At 60.2% G+C, this 15,118-nt stretch carries 15 protein-coding genes; 7 read left to right on the plus strand and 8 right to left on the minus strand.

Annotation, left to right across the window (positions count from 1 at the left end):
• Nucleotides 1-6: 6 nt before the first annotated feature.
• The 5 genes from etfA to BLU48_RS25915 form a co-directional block, all read right to left on the minus strand.
• On the minus strand, nucleotides 7-1,227 hold the full coding sequence (etfA, locus tag BLU48_RS25895; RefSeq protein WP_057022897.1) for an electron transfer flavoprotein subunit alpha: 1,221 nt from the start codon (nucleotides 1,225-1,227) through the stop codon (nucleotides 7-9).
• Entirely contained in the window at nucleotides 1,227-3,170 is a 1,944-nt protein-coding gene (gene dgcB, locus BLU48_RS25900; protein ID WP_046069853.1) for a dimethylglycine demethylation protein DgcB, read from the minus strand. Before dgcB ends, etfA begins: the two co-directional genes overlap by 1 nt.
• A gap of 172 nt (nucleotides 3,171-3,342) precedes the next feature.
• Nucleotides 3,343-5,403, minus strand: coding sequence for a dimethylglycine demethylation protein DgcA (gene dgcA, locus BLU48_RS25905; protein ID WP_046069854.1), 2,061 nt, complete (start codon nucleotides 5,401-5,403; stop codon nucleotides 3,343-3,345).
• A gap of 16 nt (nucleotides 5,404-5,419) precedes the next feature.
• Nucleotides 5,420-5,950 carry a DUF5943 domain-containing protein gene (locus BLU48_RS25910; protein WP_003194877.1) on the minus strand — a complete coding sequence of 177 codons (531 nt, stop codon included), beginning with the start codon at nucleotides 5,948-5,950 and terminating at the stop codon, nucleotides 5,420-5,422.
• Between the two features lie 77 nt (nucleotides 5,951-6,027).
• A complete protein-coding gene (locus BLU48_RS25915) occupies nucleotides 6,028-7,005 on the minus strand; it encodes a dipeptidase (RefSeq protein WP_014720245.1) in 978 nt (325 codons plus the stop codon).
• Between the two features lie 218 nt (nucleotides 7,006-7,223).
• Here BLU48_RS25915 and BLU48_RS25920 point away from each other — a divergent pair, with 218 nt between their 5' ends.
• Nucleotides 7,224-7,625, plus strand: coding sequence for a lysozyme inhibitor LprI family protein (locus BLU48_RS25920; protein ID WP_043046153.1), 402 nt, complete (start codon nucleotides 7,224-7,226; stop codon nucleotides 7,623-7,625).
• Nucleotides 7,626-7,664: 39 nt separating this feature from the next.
• On the opposite strand, the gene BLU48_RS25925 is transcribed toward BLU48_RS25920, so the two are convergent.
• On the minus strand, nucleotides 7,665-8,630 hold the full coding sequence (locus tag BLU48_RS25925) for a tyrosinase family protein (protein ID WP_057022896.1): 966 nt from the start codon (nucleotides 8,628-8,630) through the stop codon (nucleotides 7,665-7,667).
• A 188-nt stretch (nucleotides 8,631-8,818) separates the two neighbouring features.
• On the opposite strand from BLU48_RS25925, the gene BLU48_RS25930 reads away from it, so the two are divergent.
• The gene (locus BLU48_RS25930; RefSeq protein WP_046069857.1) at nucleotides 8,819-9,235 is read left to right on the plus strand and encodes a DUF3010 family protein; all 417 of its coding nucleotides are present in this window, start codon (nucleotides 8,819-8,821) and stop codon (nucleotides 9,233-9,235) included.
• Nucleotides 9,236-9,242: 7 nt separating this feature from the next.
• Here the strand turns inward: BLU48_RS25930 and BLU48_RS25935 are convergent, their stop codons facing one another.
• A complete protein-coding gene (locus BLU48_RS25935) occupies nucleotides 9,243-9,683 on the minus strand; it encodes a hypothetical protein (RefSeq protein ID WP_057022895.1) in 441 nt (146 codons plus the stop codon).
• A gap of 268 nt (nucleotides 9,684-9,951) precedes the next feature.
• Nucleotides 9,952-10,896, minus strand: coding sequence for a GlxA family transcriptional regulator (locus BLU48_RS25940; RefSeq protein ID WP_057022894.1), 945 nt, complete (start codon nucleotides 10,894-10,896; stop codon nucleotides 9,952-9,954).
• A 194-nt stretch (nucleotides 10,897-11,090) separates the two neighbouring features.
• Between BLU48_RS25940 and BLU48_RS25945 the strand changes: the two genes are divergently transcribed.
• The 5 genes from BLU48_RS25945 to BLU48_RS25965 all read left to right on the plus strand — a co-directional run bounded on the left by BLU48_RS25945 (nucleotide 11,091) and on the right by BLU48_RS25965 (nucleotide 15,077).
• Nucleotides 11,091-12,035, plus strand: coding sequence for a choline ABC transporter substrate-binding protein (locus BLU48_RS25945; protein ID WP_057022893.1), 945 nt, complete (start codon nucleotides 11,091-11,093; stop codon nucleotides 12,033-12,035).
• 71 nt (nucleotides 12,036-12,106) lie between these two features.
• Nucleotides 12,107-12,994 carry a 3-dehydrocarnitine:acetyl-CoA trimethylamine transferase CdhC gene (gene cdhC / locus BLU48_RS25950; protein WP_057022892.1) on the plus strand — a complete coding sequence of 296 codons (888 nt, stop codon included), beginning with the start codon at nucleotides 12,107-12,109 and terminating at the stop codon, nucleotides 12,992-12,994.
• Between the two features lie 81 nt (nucleotides 12,995-13,075).
• A complete protein-coding gene (locus BLU48_RS25955) occupies nucleotides 13,076-14,041 on the plus strand; it encodes an L-carnitine dehydrogenase (protein WP_057022891.1) in 966 nt (321 codons plus the stop codon).
• Between the two features lie 43 nt (nucleotides 14,042-14,084).
• The gene (locus tag BLU48_RS25960; protein WP_057022890.1) at nucleotides 14,085-14,561 is read left to right on the plus strand and encodes a thioesterase family protein; all 477 of its coding nucleotides are present in this window, start codon (nucleotides 14,085-14,087) and stop codon (nucleotides 14,559-14,561) included.
• Between the two features lie 252 nt (nucleotides 14,562-14,813).
• Nucleotides 14,814-15,077 (plus strand): hypothetical protein, encoded by a 264-nt coding sequence (locus BLU48_RS25965; protein ID WP_032879047.1) that lies wholly within the window; start codon nucleotides 14,814-14,816, stop codon nucleotides 15,075-15,077.
• Nucleotides 15,078-15,118 lie beyond the last annotated feature (41 nt).

Below are 15,118 nucleotides of genomic sequence, written 5' to 3' on the forward strand. Positions count from 1 at the left end.
ATGTCCCTAAGCTGCATCGCGCTTGGCGCCGTTGCGGTAGGCCTCGACCGCATCGATCAAGGCTTGCAGAATCGCGGCGCTCTCGCCGATTACCGACAGGTCGGCACGCTTGATCATGTCGCAACCCGGGTCGAGGTTGATTGCCACCACCTTGTCGCAGGCACCGATGCCTTGCAGGTGCTGGATCGCCCCGGAGATACCCACGGCCACATACACCCTTGCCGTGACCCAGGTGCCGCTGGCACCGACCTGCCGATCACGCGCCATGAAGCCATCATCCACTGCCACCCGCGAGGCGCCTTCGGTGGCGCCCAGGGCCGCGGCGGTCTGGTGGAACAGCGCCCAGTCCTTCACGCCGTTACCGCCGGAGAAAATGAACTCGGCCTCGGCCATCGGAATCGCCGCCGGGTCCACCGCTACCGCGCCGAGATCTTCGATGCGTGGCAGGCTGCGCGCCAGGCTTGTGGATAACTCCACGGGCAACACTTCATGGCGAGTATCGCTGACCGGGTCGGCACATTCGGCAGCAGCCAGAATCAGGCGTGGCAGTGGTCGGGCCAAGTCTTCCTGACCTGCGCCGGCACGGCCGATGCAGGTCTGATCCTTGATTTGCCACACCCGCGTGGCGGGGCGTTCCTTGAGGCTGGCGGCAAAGCGCCGGCCCAACTCGCCACCGCCACTGCGGCTGTCCGGCAGCAGCCAATGACGCGGGTTGAACTGGTTATCCACAGCACGCAGCCCCTGCACACGTTGCTCGGGTGAGTAACCGTCGAATTCATGGCCCTCCAACACCAGCAGGCGGTCGACACCGGCGGTGGAAAATCCAGCTTCCTTGGGTTCGCCGAATACCACCGCCAGTACTGCGCCGTCGCTGCCGGCCAGTTGTCGCGCCAGGCCGAGCAAGTCACGGTCGTGGCTGCTCAGGCGGCCACCGACCATGTCCGGCACCACGTTGACGTAGAACGCAGGCGCTTGCACCTGATGCAGTGGCAATTGCACTTCCACTGCTGCCGTGCGCTTGGCCGCACCACCCTGCTGGGCGCCGCTGCGGTCGATACGCTTGATGCCGTTGGGGCCGATAAAACCGACGCCATGCACATTCTTGCGGATGATCCCGTTAGGGCCCATCCAACTGTGTTGTACCGGCTGCATGGCCGCATGCAGCGGGTGCAGGCGGTTACGGGCGATCCATTCGGCCCGTGGGTCGCGGCGGATAATGTCGCTCATCAGTGCACCTCCGCAGGTTCACGTTTGATCGGGGTCTTGACCGGTGCCGGGTCCTCAAGCAAAGCGTCGGCCACCAGCTCCGCGATGTCTTTGATCAATGGGCGTGGTTCGACCACGCCCTCAAGCATCGCCGTACATTGCGGGCAACCTACAGCCACCAGCTCGGCGCCGGTTTCACGGATGTCATCCATGCGCATATCCGGGATACGTTGCTTGCCGGGAATATCGGTGATCGGCGCGCCGCCACCGCCACCGCAGCAGCGCGAACGGAAGCCCGAACGTTGCATTTCCTTGACCTCGATCCCGAGCGCCCGCAGCACTTGGCGCGGTGCCTCGTATTCGCCGTTGTAGCGGCCCAGGTAACAAGGGTCGTGGTAGGTCACGCTGTTGCCTTTGTGCTGGCCCAGGTTCAGCGCACCATCGCCGATCAGCTCGGCCATGAAGGTGCTGTGGTGCTGCACGAGGTAATTGCCGTTGAACGCACCGTACTCGTTTTTCAGCACATGGAAACTGTGGGGGTCACAGGTGACGATGCGCTTGAAGCTGTACTTGGCCAGGGTCTGGATATTGCGCGTAGCCAACAGCTGGAACGTGGCTTCATCGCCCAGGCGCCGCGCAACGTCCCCGCTGTCGCGCTCCTCCAGGCCGAGTACCGCGAAGTCGACCTTGGCGGCTTTCAGCACTTTGACGAATGCGCGCAGGGTTCGTTGGTTGCGCATGTCGAAGGCACCGTCACCGACCCAGAACAGCACTTCGCAGCTGCCGTTGTCGCTGAGCAGCGGCAGGTTCAAGTCCGCGGCCCAGTTCAGACGGCCGCCAGGTGCGAAGCCGCCTGGGTTATCGGTGGCGATCAGGTTTTCCAGGACTTCGGCGCCCTTGTTCGGTGTGGCGCCTTTTTCCAGGGTCAGGTGACGGCGCATGTCGACGATGGCATCCACGTGCTCGATCATCATCGGGCATTCTTCCACGCAGGCGCGGCAGGTGGTGCACGACCACAACGTCTCAGCGTCCACCAGGCCGTTGACGATCGGTTGATGAGGATTGCCGCCATGCTCGCCTATGGGTTTGCCCGGATACGGGCTGCCGGCGAACTTGGCATCGGTGCCACCGGCCAGGCCGACCACCATGTCCTGGATCAGCTTTTTCGGGTTCAGCGGCTGGCCGGCAGCAAAGGCCGGGCACGCCGCTTCGCATTTGCCGCACTGTACACAGGCGTCGAAACCAAGCAGTTGGTTCCAGGTGAAATCCTTGGGTTTTTCCACGCCCAGCGGTGCAGATTTATCGCTGAGGTCCAGGGGTTTCAACCCCGTGGAGCGGCCACCGCCAAAGCGCTCGGCGCGACGGTGCCAGGCCAGGTGCAGGGCACCGGCGAAGGCGTGCTTCATTGGCCCGCCCCAGGTCATGCCAAAAAACATCTCGGACACACCCCACAGCACGCCCACGCTCAATAGCGCAGCGAGCAGCCAACCGCCGAAGTCCGCTGGCAGGATTCCGGCCACCGGCAAGGTCACCAGAAAGAAGCTCACCGAGAAAGCCATCAGGCTTTTCGGCAGGCGCATCCACGGGCCCTTGGATAGGCGCGCCGGAGGATTGCGACGACGCAGGTAGACGAAGGTAGCGCCAACGAACATCAGCACCGAGGCCAGCAGCAGGGCATAGCCGAGGATACGGTTATGCAGGCCAAAGCCATGTACGAGAATGGCCAGCAGGGCCGACAGCACAAAGCCCAGCGCCGTGGCGACGTGGGTGTTGGCGATGTATTTGTCGCGGGCGACCACGTGGTGCAAGTCGACCATGTAGCGCTTGGGCATGGCCAGCAGGCCGCCGAGCAAGTCGACTTTGGATGCACGGCCACGACGCCACATGTTCATGCGGCGCAGGGCGCCAAGGACCGCAAGGCCCAGGGCAGCAAACAAGAGGATTGGCAGCAAGGTGTTCAACATGATGAAGCTCCCACAGACCACACAGGTCTACTGTGAAACTGGCCTTGAATGTGGGAGGGGGCTTGCTCCCGATGGCGGAGTGTCAGTTGATACTGTTGTAGCTGACCCATCGCTATCGGGAGCAAGCCCCCTCCCACATTTGGACCCAGTCCCACATTGGTTCGGTGTCGGGTCAGAAATCCTTGCACAGGCGCAGGGCGTCATAGATCGCAGCGTGGGTATTACGCTGCGCCACACAGTCACCGATGCGGAACAGCAAGTACCCCTCGCCCGCCTCGCTCAGGCACGGCTGCGGCTTGATCGCGAACAGGGCTTCGACGTCGATCTGGCCCTTGTTGCGCGACCCTTCCTTGAGCCCGTAGTAGATGGCTTCGTCCGGACGTACGCCGTTCTCCACCACCACCTGGTCGACCACCCGTTCCTCTTTGGCGCCGGTGTATTCGTTCTCCAGCACAGCCACCAGCTTGTCGCCCTCGCGATAGACCTTTTCCAGCATCATGTCGCCGGTCATGATCACTTCCTTGGGGTACATGCTGCGGTAGTAAGTCGGGAACGACGTACCGCCAACTGCCACGCCGGGTTTGATGTCATCGGTGACGATTTCCACCTGGCAACCTTTGTCGGCCAGGAAGTCGGCCACCGACATGCCGGTGAATTCACAGATGGTGTCGTACACCAGCACGTTCTTGCCTGGCGCGACTTTGCCATCGAGTACATCCCAACTGCTCACCACCAAACCTTCGGCGGCGCCCCAGTGTTCGTTCTGCTCGATGAACGGATGCCCGCCGACAGCCAGCACTACTACATCCGGACGCAGGTCCAGGATGGTCTCGGCATCCGCCGCCACGCCCAGGCGTAGGTCGACTTTCAAGCGCGCCAGCTCCAGTTGGTACCAACGAGTGATACCGGCGATCTGGTCGCGTTGCGGGGCTTTCGAGGCAGTGGTGATCTGCCCGCCGATAAATTCCTTCTTCTCCAACAGGGTCACATCGTGGCCACGTTCGGCGGCGACCCGCGCAGCTTCCATCCCGGCCGGGCCGGCACCGACCACCACGACTTTGCGTTTGGGTCCGGTGGATTTTTCGATGATGTGCGGCACGCCCATGTATTCACGGGACGTCGCGGCGTTCTGGATGCACAGCACATCCAGGCCCTGGTACTGGCGATCGATGCAATAGTTGGCGCCGACGCACTGCTTGATCTGGTCGATCTGGCCCATCTTGATCTTGGCGATCAGGTGCGGGTCGGCGATGTGCGCACGGGTCATACCGACCATGTCCACATAGCCGCCTTCCAGAATGCGCGTGGCCTGGTTTGGGTCCTTGATGTTCTGCGCGTGCAGCACCGGAACCTTGACCACTTCCTTGATACCGGCGGCCAGGTGCAGGAATGGCTCAGGTGGATAACTCATGTTGGGGATCACGTTGGCCAAGGTGTTGTGGGTGTCGCAACCCGAGCCCACTACGCCGATGAAATCGAGCATGCCGGTGTCGTCGTAATACTTGGCGATCTGCTTCATGTCCTCATGGGAAAGGCCGTCCGGATGGAACTCGTCACCGCACAGACGCATGCCCACGCAGAAGTCATCACCGACTTCTGCACGCACGGCTTTCAAGACTTCCAGGCCGAACTTCATGCGCCCTTCGAAGCTACCGCCCCATTCATCGGTACGCTTGTTGACCCGCGGGCTCCAGAATTGGTCGATCATGTGCTGGTGCACCGCAGACAATTCCACACCGTCCAGGCCACCGGCCTTGGCACGCCGCGCAGCCTGGGCGTAGTTGCCGATCACGCGCCAGATTTCTTCCGGTTCGATGGTCTTGCAGGTGGCACGGTGCACCGGCTCACGTACGCCGGATGGCGACATCAGGGTCGGCCAGTTGAAGCCGTCCCAACGCGAGCGACGGCCCATGTGGGTAATCTGGATCATGATCTTGGCGCCATGCTTGTGCATGGCGTCGGCCAGGTTCTGAAAGTGCGGGATGATGCGGTCGGTGGACAGGTTCACCGAGCTCCACCACTCCTGGGGGCTGTCGATGGCCACCACCGAGGAACCGCCGCAGATCGCCAGGCCGATACCGCCCTTGGCTTTTTCCTCGTAGTACTTCACATAGCGGTCGGTGGTCATGCCACCGTCGGTGGCATACACCTCGGCGTGGGCGGTACTGAGCACGCGGTTGCGGATGGTCAGTTTGCCGATCTGGATCGGCGCGAACATTGCTTCGAAAGCCATGGCAGGGTTCCTCGACTTACAACGGCTTGACGGTGAACAGCCCGTCGTCATGGCCCTCTTCGGAGCCTCCATAGACTTGTTCGGCTACGGTGCGGATGTTGCTGCCGCGCGCTTGCAGAATCTGGTCCATGGCACCGGCAAACCAGCCGGTGAACATGTAGTCCACCTTGCGCCCGACCTTGCCGTACACATAGACAAACGCCGAGTGCTCCAGCTTGACGCTGGCGGTGCCTTTATCCAGGTCGATATCCTGGATCTTGAACAGGCCCCAGCCGCGTTGCGACAGGCGCTTCATGTAGTGCTCGAACACCGCGACACCTTCCAGGCCGTGGCATTCGGCTTCTTTTTCACACCAGTGCCAGGCGGATTTGTAGCCGGCCTTATAAAGGATTTCGGCATAGGCGTCGGCGCCCAGTACTTCTTCGATACCCATGTGGTTATTGACGAAGAAATGCCGCGGCACGTACAGCATTGGCAGGGCGTCGGAGGTCCAGACACCGGTTTCGCTGTCGACTTCAATAGGCAATTGCGGGGCGATCTTGGCCATGGAAACTTAACTCCAGAAAATTTGTTTTGATGCCCCCGCCGTCGGATGGCCGGGGGAAAAGAAGTGTCAGCGGTGGCTTATTCGCCCCAGACGTCCTTGAGCACGTTGACCCAGTTCTCGCCCATGATCTTGCGCACTACGCGCTCGCTGTGGCCGCGCTTGAGCAGGGTTTCGGTGAGGTTGGGGAACTCGCCCACGGTGCGGATGCCCAGCGGGTTGATGATCTTGCCGAAGCTGGTCAGGCGGCGGGCGTAGCCCTTGTCATGGGTGAGCATTTCGAAGAAATCCTGGCCATGGCCCTGAGTGAAGTCGGTGCCGATGCCGATAGCGTCTTCGCCGACGATATTCATGGTGTATTCGATGGCTTCGGCGTAGTCGTCGATGGTCGAGTCGATACCTTTGGCCAGGAACGGCGCGAACATGGTCACGCCGACAAAACCGCCATGATCGGCGATGAACTTGAGCTCTTCATCGGATTTGTTGCGCGGGTGCTCCTTGAGGCCCGACGGTAGGCAGTGGGAATAACACACCGGCTTTTTCGATTCGAGGATCACCTCTTCGGAGGTTTTGGACCCGACGTGTGACAGGTCGCACATGATGCCCACGCGGTTCATCTCGCCGACGATTTCGCGACCGAAACCTGACAGGCCGCCATCGCGCTCGTAGCAACCGGTGCCCACCAGGTTCTGGGTGTTGTAGCACATCTGCACCACCCCCACGCCGAGCTGCTTGAAGATCTCCACGTAGCCGAGCTGGTCTTCAAACGCATGGGCATTCTGGAAGCCGAAGATGATGCCGGTCTTGCCTTGTTCCTTGGCGCGGCGGATGTCGGCGGTGGTTTTAACCGGGATCACCAGGTCGCTGTTCTCACGGATCAGGGTCTGGCTGGCAACAATGTTATTAATCGTGGCCTGGAACCCTTCCCACACCGACACGGTGCAGTTGGCGGCGGTCAGGCCCCCCTTGCGCATGTCCTCGAACAGGTCGCGATTCCACTTGGCAATGATCAGCCCGTCGATAACGATGCTGTCGGCGTGCAATTCGGCTGGGCTCATCAGGCGTCCCCTTATTGGCGATTCATGCGCCGAATCGTGTGCCGGCGCTTTGGGGCCAGCATATGCCCAGGGATCGACGGAGCCGGGTGCAAAAACGACAGGGGAATTGCCGAAAGCGTCAATCCGCGATAAAGGCTATGTAGACATGCCTGCTGGGCGGCTGTTCTTTGTCTTACGCTTGAGCCAGAATTGCGCATCACCTGATATGAGACGGCGCAATGAAATCGATTTTCCTGGCTTTGGCACTCATCGCAACCACCGCCCACGCAGCCGAAGACACCGACAGCACACCGTGCGACGGCATCGAAAACGACAAACAGACCCTGGCCTGCGCCGCCTACAACAAAACCACTGCCGAGCAACTGCTCAAGGATAACTACCAGGGCCTGCTGGAACGCATGGGTTCGATCTATGGCAGCGACAAGACCAAGCTGGCCGACATTACCGCTCGTCTGAAGGACGCCCAGCAGAAGTGGGAAAAACTGCGTGACGCCGATTGCGCGGTGGACACCTTCCCGGCGGTGAATGGCAGCAAGGAATACGCGATTGCGCAGAATGATTGCCTGGCCCGGATGAGTGATGAGCGGTCGGAGTTTTTGGAGTCGATTGGGCAGGAGTAAATGCCCCCCACAGCCATGCCATGGGGGACACCCTTACATTCAAGTCATGAAGGGTGACTTGAAGCGGGGCTTGGGCAATACCAATGGAGGGCTGGGATCGTAGGCGTAATCCAATGCGGTGATATCCATTACATCGCGGATACGATTGGTCCAGGGTTTGAGTACGTCATCGAAATTGTGCCCAGGCGGACCACCCTCCATTGGACAATAATGAGGTGCCAGGGTGGGTTTACCCAGCTCCATCTTCGCCTGCCAATCGGCCCAGACCTTGTCGACGAAGCAGTGATGCAGAAAAAACACCGGATCCTCAGGTGAGGTCATCGCCAGCATGTTGCCACCGATCCACAGGTGAACTCGATTGTGCAACTGCGAACCCGGGGTGGTGACTTGCGGGTCACCCTTCTGGGTAATCCAACCTTCCAGACGGTTTCGAAAACCTCGATTGAACGGGCTGGCGTTGTAATAGGGCTCGTCATAGATTTCTTCGTTCATTGCCTTGTTCAAATCGTCAGGCGTCGGCAACGTAAAGACCCATTGCCCAAACTGCCGTTTCAGACCCGGCTCTGGTAGACCGTCTTGCGGATACCCGGGTACGTCCCAATTATTAAATTTGTGTGCAAAGGGTCCATCTTGCACCCTGAAGTAATCTTTAGGATCACCGTTACCGCCTATCAGCCCCCATACCGGTGAGATCCAGGGCTCTGCCGCGTCCAGTGTCCAATCCCAGTAAGGGATCGCTATTTCTTTTTGAGTGACGCGCAGAATGACCGCTTCCAACTGCAGCAACATTTCACGGTGCCAAGGCAAAAAGGCAGGGCCCAAGTGCGCACCGTTACGATAGTCGGGGTCCTGGGGTTCATGAGGATGGACAGTAGGTACCATTACTGCGTGGTGCCAATGGACAAACTTGTCGTATTCTTTCGCGGCTTTGACCGCCAACAACGCATTGAGAAATTCCATCCACTCATGCCCGCTCAATGTGCGAATTTCCTTACGTATCTTCATTGCGCAACTCCTTTGTAGGAAGGCGTGGAGCTACGAGAACTCCTGTCCCGAATCTAGATGCGGGTCCCACTAAGATCTACTGTCAGATCTGACAGTTCAGGCACTACCTCCGACAAATGGTCGAAACCTCTGCACCTCGCCGAGCCTGTTACCATGCACGACTTCTTCTCGCGTTTAAGGCAACGTCCATGACTCTCTGCGGCATCGAAATCAAAGGCAGCGAAGCCATCATCGCCCTCGCCGCCCTGGACAACCAGGCGCTGACCCACGTCGCCCTGGCCACCAAGAAAATCGCCCTCGATGACGACGATGAGGCAGCCAACGTCAAAGCCTTCGCCGCCCAGGTAAAGGCCTTCGTGCAGGACAACGGCATCCAGCGCATCGCGATCAAGAAGCGCAGCAAAAAAGGTGAATTCGCCGGCGGGCCGACGACGTTCAAGATTGAAGGGGTGTTTCAATTACTGGAGGGCGTTGAAGTGACGCTGCTGTCGCCGCAGACCATCAATGCACAGAACAAGAAGCACACCTTTGATCTGCCCGCGACGCTCAACAAGTATCAGCACGAGGCGTATAAGACAGCCTGCTCATGCCTGATGAAGAAATAACCGCACATCAGCTTTTGACGCAGTGTTCCAGGCCGTGCCCGCCGCCTTCGTATTCAGGGCCGTAATAATACTTAACGAAGGACACTTTACCGTCTGGGGTTGGCGTCACTTGTGCCACGCCCACGCCAAAGTCTTTCAAGGCTGGGTCAGTATGGGCAAAGTAGATGCCCAGCGTATCTGCGGTCCCGGCGGCCATGCCGTCATAGCGGGACTTGTCCTCCAGGGTCAGGGTGAAGGTGTAAGCCGCGTACTTGCCAGTGCTTTGCTTGGCGTCGAGCTTCATATCGACAACACCCTTGAAGTTGCCAATATGTTTATCCTGGCCGTTACATTCATAACGCCCGCTGTAATCGGCTCCGGTGAAGGGTGCCGGAGCCGGAGCCGGAGCCGGAGCAGCCCAAACTGGGGTAGAAACGAACACAATCGCAGCAACTAGTTTTTTCAGCATGCCAACCTCTTATGGTTAAGTAGTGACGCTCCCAGCACACGCGCCTTAACTTTCAAAGCACCGAGCCAAGAGCGACTTCAAGCCCATAGGACGTTAGCAGCAACTTTCTATACGTCGTAGTTAACGACAGAAAATAAGAAAATTCCCACGTACCAAATGTTTTTTTACGCCGGCTTATCCGAAATTTCGTTGCAGTAACAACCAAACACACCACGTCACAAGCGCTGAATCCAATTATAGTCACCACCATAATTGACTATAATTCGCGTCAAACCATCTCCTGTCGCCGATCCTCTCTCGGGCACTTGGCAAACCTGGCTCGATAGCTACGGGTGAAATACGACGGCGACTCAAACCCACACGCAATGCTCACCTCCAGCACACTCATGCCGCTCTGGCGCAGCAGTTTCCGGGCTTTCTCCAGGCGCAGGCCGAGGTAGAAGTTGCTCGGCGTGTCGTTGAGGTGCAGACGAAACAGCCGTTCCAGCTGGCGCCGGGTAACCTTGATCGCCTCGGCCAGGGCCAGGGTGCTCAGGGGCGGTTCAGTGTGTTGCTCCATCTCGCCAATCACCTGCACCAACTTCTTGTTGTTGATGCCATAGCGCGTGGCGATCTGCATGCGCTGGTGGTCTTTGCGTGGGCGGATGCGCCCCAGTACGAATTGCTCCGAGACCTGGATCGCCAACTCCGGGCCGTGGGCCTGGGCGATCAGGTCGAGCATCAGGTCGATGGACGCCGTACCACCGGCGCAGGTGATGCGGCGGCGGTCGATTTCGAAGAGTTCCTGGGTCACGCTCAGGTGTGGATAGGACTCCTTGAAGGCGTCGATGGCTTCCCAGTGCAAGGTCAGGCGGTGACCATCGAGCAGGCCGGCCTCGGCCAGCACGCAGGCACCGGTGTCGATGGCGCCGAGGGTTACGCCGTCATGATCGAGACGGCGCAGCCAGTGTTCCAGCAAGGGAGTGGCGAACTGAAGAGGTTCGAAGCCGGCCACCACCAATAACGTCGCGCCTTTTTTCAGCGGCTCCAGCGCGGCGTCAGCGTTGACCGACATGCCATTGCTCGCCAGCACCGCGCCGCCATCGGCGCTCAATATATGCCAACGGTACAGCTCGCCGCGAAAGCGGTTGGCAACCCGCAACGGTTCCAGTGCGGAGATAAAGCCGATGGCCGAAAAACCCGGCATCAGCAGGAAGTAGAAATCCTGGGACATGGTGGCGCTCTCGTAGTACGGGCAGCGTGGTCACTGTGATACGCCAGTTCAACCAGCCATTCAAGAGCACAGGTCGCTGCAGTGCAAGAGTCGGTCGCCGCCGTGCGTTTTGTTGGCACTCAAGCTGCGTAACTTGATGCCACGGCGCACAAAGACGCCGGAACCCACAATAACGACCTGCCGAGGGATCCACCATGAACCGACTGATCAGCCGCTGTGCACTTGCACTCAGCGCCAGCGCTATTTTGAGTACCCACGTCATGGCAGCGGACGCCGCTTCTTGCCAGAACGTGCGCATGGGCGTGGTGAACTGGACCGATGTAATCGCCACCAGCGCCATGACTCAAGTGCTGCTCGACGGCCTCGGCTACAAGACCAAGCAAACCAGCGCCTCCCAGCAAATCATCTTCGCCGGGATCCGCGACCAGCGCCTGGACCTGTTCCTCGGCTACTGGAACCCGCTGATGACCCAGACCATCACGCCGTTCGTCGATGCCAAGCAGGTCAAGGTCCTCGACAAGCCCAGCCTGGAAGACGCCCGCGCCACCCTGGCGGTGCCCACCTACTTGGCGGACAAGGGGCTGAAAACCTTTGCCGACATCGCCAGGTTCGAAAAAGAGCTGGGCGGCAAGATCTACGGCATCGAGCCAGGCTCCGGCGCCAACACCCAGATCAAGGCGATGATCGCCAAGAACCAGTTCGGCCTGGGCAAGTTCCAGTTGGTGGAGTCCAGCGAGGCCGGCATGCTCGCCGCCGTGGACCGCGCCGTGCGGCGCAAGGAAGCCGTGGTGTTCTTCGGTTGGGCGCCGCACCCGATGAACATCAACGTGGCGATGACCTACCTCAGCGGCAGCGAAGATGCCCTGGGCCCGAACGAAGGCAAGGCCACCGTCTGGACCGTAACCGCGCCGACCTATGCCCAGCAGTGCCCCAACGTGCACAGACTGCTGACCAACCTGACGTTCACCGCCGCCGACGAGAGCCGGATGATGCAGCCGTTGCTGGATCACAAGGACGCCCTGGAGTCCGCCAGGCAGTGGCTCAAGGATCATCCGCAGGACAAGGCGCGCTGGCTGGAAGGGGTGACCACCTTTGACGGCAAACCGGCTGCGACCAATCTGCAATTGACCAACCAATAACCTTTTTTCATCACCGCTTCGCAGCCCGTCACGGCTGCGAACGGCACCACCACGCCCGTAAGGAACCGCCCATGAACCACGACGTCATCATCACCTGCGCACTCACCGGTGCTGGCGACACGACCGCCAGAAGCCCGCATGTGCCGGTCACACCCAAACAGATCGCCGCCGCCGCCGTAGAAGCGGCCAAGGCGGGCGCCACCGTGGTGCATTGCCATGTGCGCGATCCGCAAACCGGCAAGTTCAGCCGCGACGTGGCGCTGTATCGCGAAGTGATGGAGCGCATCCGTGAGGCCGATATCGACATCATCGTCAACCTCACCGCCGGCATGGGCGGCGACCTGGAAATCGGTGGCGGCGAGAACCCGATGGAATTCGGCCCCAACACCGACCTGGTCGGCCCGCTGACCCGTCTGGCCCACGTCGAGGAGCTGCTGCCGGAGATCTGCACCCTGGACTGCGGCACCCTCAATTTCGGCGATGGCGACACCATTTACGTGTCCACCCCGGCACAACTGCGGGCCGGTGCCAAGCGTATCCAGGCGCTGGGCGTAAAGGCCGAACTGGAAATCTTCGACACCGGCCACTTGTGGTTTGCCAAGCAGATGATCAAGGAAGGCCTGCTCGATAACCCGCTGTTCCAACTGTGCCTGGGCATCCCCTGGGGCGCGCCGGCCGACACCACCACCATGAAAGCCATGGTCGACAACCTGCCCGCCGACGCGGTGTGGGCCGGCTTCGGGATTGGCCGCATGCAGATGCCGATGGCGGCGCAAGCGGTGCTGCTGGGCGGCAACGTACGGGTCGGCCTGGAAGACAACCTGTGGCTGGACAAAGGCGTACTCGCCACCAACGGTCAACTGGTGGAACGCGCCAGTGAAATCCTCAGCAGTCTGGGGGCACGGGTCATGACCCCGGCCGAAGGCCGAATCAAGATGGGCCTGACCCAGCGCGGTTAAAAAATGTGGGAGGGGGCAAGCCCCCCTCCCACATTGAGCTGATTCCAAAACAGAACCTTGAATACTTCAGGAAATTCGCCAATGAGCTTTATTACTGAAATCAAAACCTTCGCTGCCCTGGGCAGCGGTGTAATCGGCAGCGGCTGGGTATCCCGCGCCCTGGCCCATGGCCTGGACGTAGTGGCCTGGGACCCGGCGCCCGGAGCCGAGGTTGCCTTGCGCAAACGCGTCGCCAACGCCTGGGGTGCCCTTGAGCAACAAGGATTGGCGCCTGGTGCATCTCAAGACCGCTTGCGCTTTGTGAGCACCATCGAAGAATGCGTCAAAGATGCCGACTTCATCCAGGAAAGCGCCCCGGAGCGCCTGGAACTGAAACTGGATCTACATAGCCGGATCAGCGCGGCGGCCAAGCCCAATGCGCTGATCGGTTCGAGCACGTCCGGGCTCTTGCCGAGCGAATTCTACGAAGGTTCCACGCACCCGGAACGCTGCGTCGTCGGCCACCCGTTCAACCCGGTCTACCTGCTGCCGTTGGTGGAAGTGGTCGGCGGCAAAAACACCGCCCCCGAAGCGATCCAGGCTGCAATCAAGGTGTATGAATCCCTCGGCATGCGCCCGCTGCATGTGCGCAAGGAAGTGCCTGGGTTTATCGCTGACCGCTTGCTCGAAGCGCTGTGGCGCGAGGCGCTGCACCTGGTCAATGACGGCGTGGCGACCACCGGCGAAATCGATGACGCGATTCGCTTTGGTGCCGGCTTGCGCTGGTCGTTCATGGGCACCTTCCTCACCTACACCCTGGCGGGCGGCGATGCCGGCATGCGCCACTTCATGGCGCAGTTCGGGCCGGCGTTGCAGTTGCCGTGGACTTATCTTCCAGCGCCTGAACTGACCGACAAATTGATCGATGATGTGGTCGATGGCACCCGTGACCAATTGGGCAGCCACAGCATTTCGGCGCTGGAGCGCTATCGTGATGATTGTCTGCTGGCAGTGCTGGAGGCCGTCAAGGTTACTAAAGCCAAACACGGTATGACCTTCGCCGAATAACCCTCTCCCACATGTGATCGAGTTCATAACCGGAATTTATGCCATGCCCGCACTGACCACCTACACCACTCGCATCCGTCCCGATTGGGTGGACTATAACGGCCACCTGCGCGACGCGTTCTACCTGCTGATTTTCAGCTACGCCACCGATGCGCTGATGGACACCCTGGGCCTGGACACCGACAACCGGGACGCCAGCGGCCACTCGCTGTTCACCCTGGAGCTGCACCTGAATTACCTGCACGAAGTGAAACTCGACGCCGAGGTGCAGGTGCGCACCCAACTGATCGCCCACGACGCCAAGCGCCTGCACCTCTACCACAGCCTGTATCGAGTGGGCGAAGACCGCGAGCTGGCGGGTAACGAACAGATGTTGCTGCACGTTGACCTCGCCGGCCCGCACGCGGCGCCGTTCACTGCGGCCACGCTGGAAAAACTCACGACCATCAGCGCCGAACAGGCCGAGCTGCCAAAACCTGCCCTCCTCGGCCGCGTCATCGGTTTGCCGGTCAGGAACTGAGCAAAAAAACCCCCGGTCCAGCCGTGACTGGATCGGGGCAGAGTGCCTTGTGTGAGCCGTGCATCCCGAGGGTGACCAAACCATCAAGCTGCGTGCCTGGGATTGAGTGTGCCGAATCCTTCTAAAGGTGAGTGACCCGAAAACGACCTGTTCATAGCCATCCGAGCCATTCGTTGATTCTGCCCTTGCCGACCGGCCGGGGCCCTACCAGAATCCAAGTCAGTTCCCGCTCCCTACACCAGGATGAACGTCATGATGCACGCGGATTTGATTGACCAGGATGACCTGCTGAGCCAACTACGCTCGCTGGGTTTTGAAGTGTCCAGTGGTACCACCGCCGAGCAGGCTTGCGAGTGTGCGGTGCGCGGTTTGAGCGAGGCGCGGGCCAAAGCGCTCAAGGGTATGGTTGAAAAGATGTACAGCGGCAGTGCGACGATTTTGCCGGCGGTAAGGCAGGCGATCGACAAGCAGTTGTTGCCGGCTTTGATGCAGTTCAAACAGAATTCGGGCGCCTGACAGATCGCTATCGGGGGCAAGCCCCCTCCCACCTTTGGAAT

Source organism: Pseudomonas synxantha, assembly GCF_900105675.1.
In the GTDB taxonomy this organism is placed as follows: Bacteria; Pseudomonadota; Gammaproteobacteria; order Pseudomonadales; family Pseudomonadaceae; genus Aquipseudomonas; species Aquipseudomonas synxantha.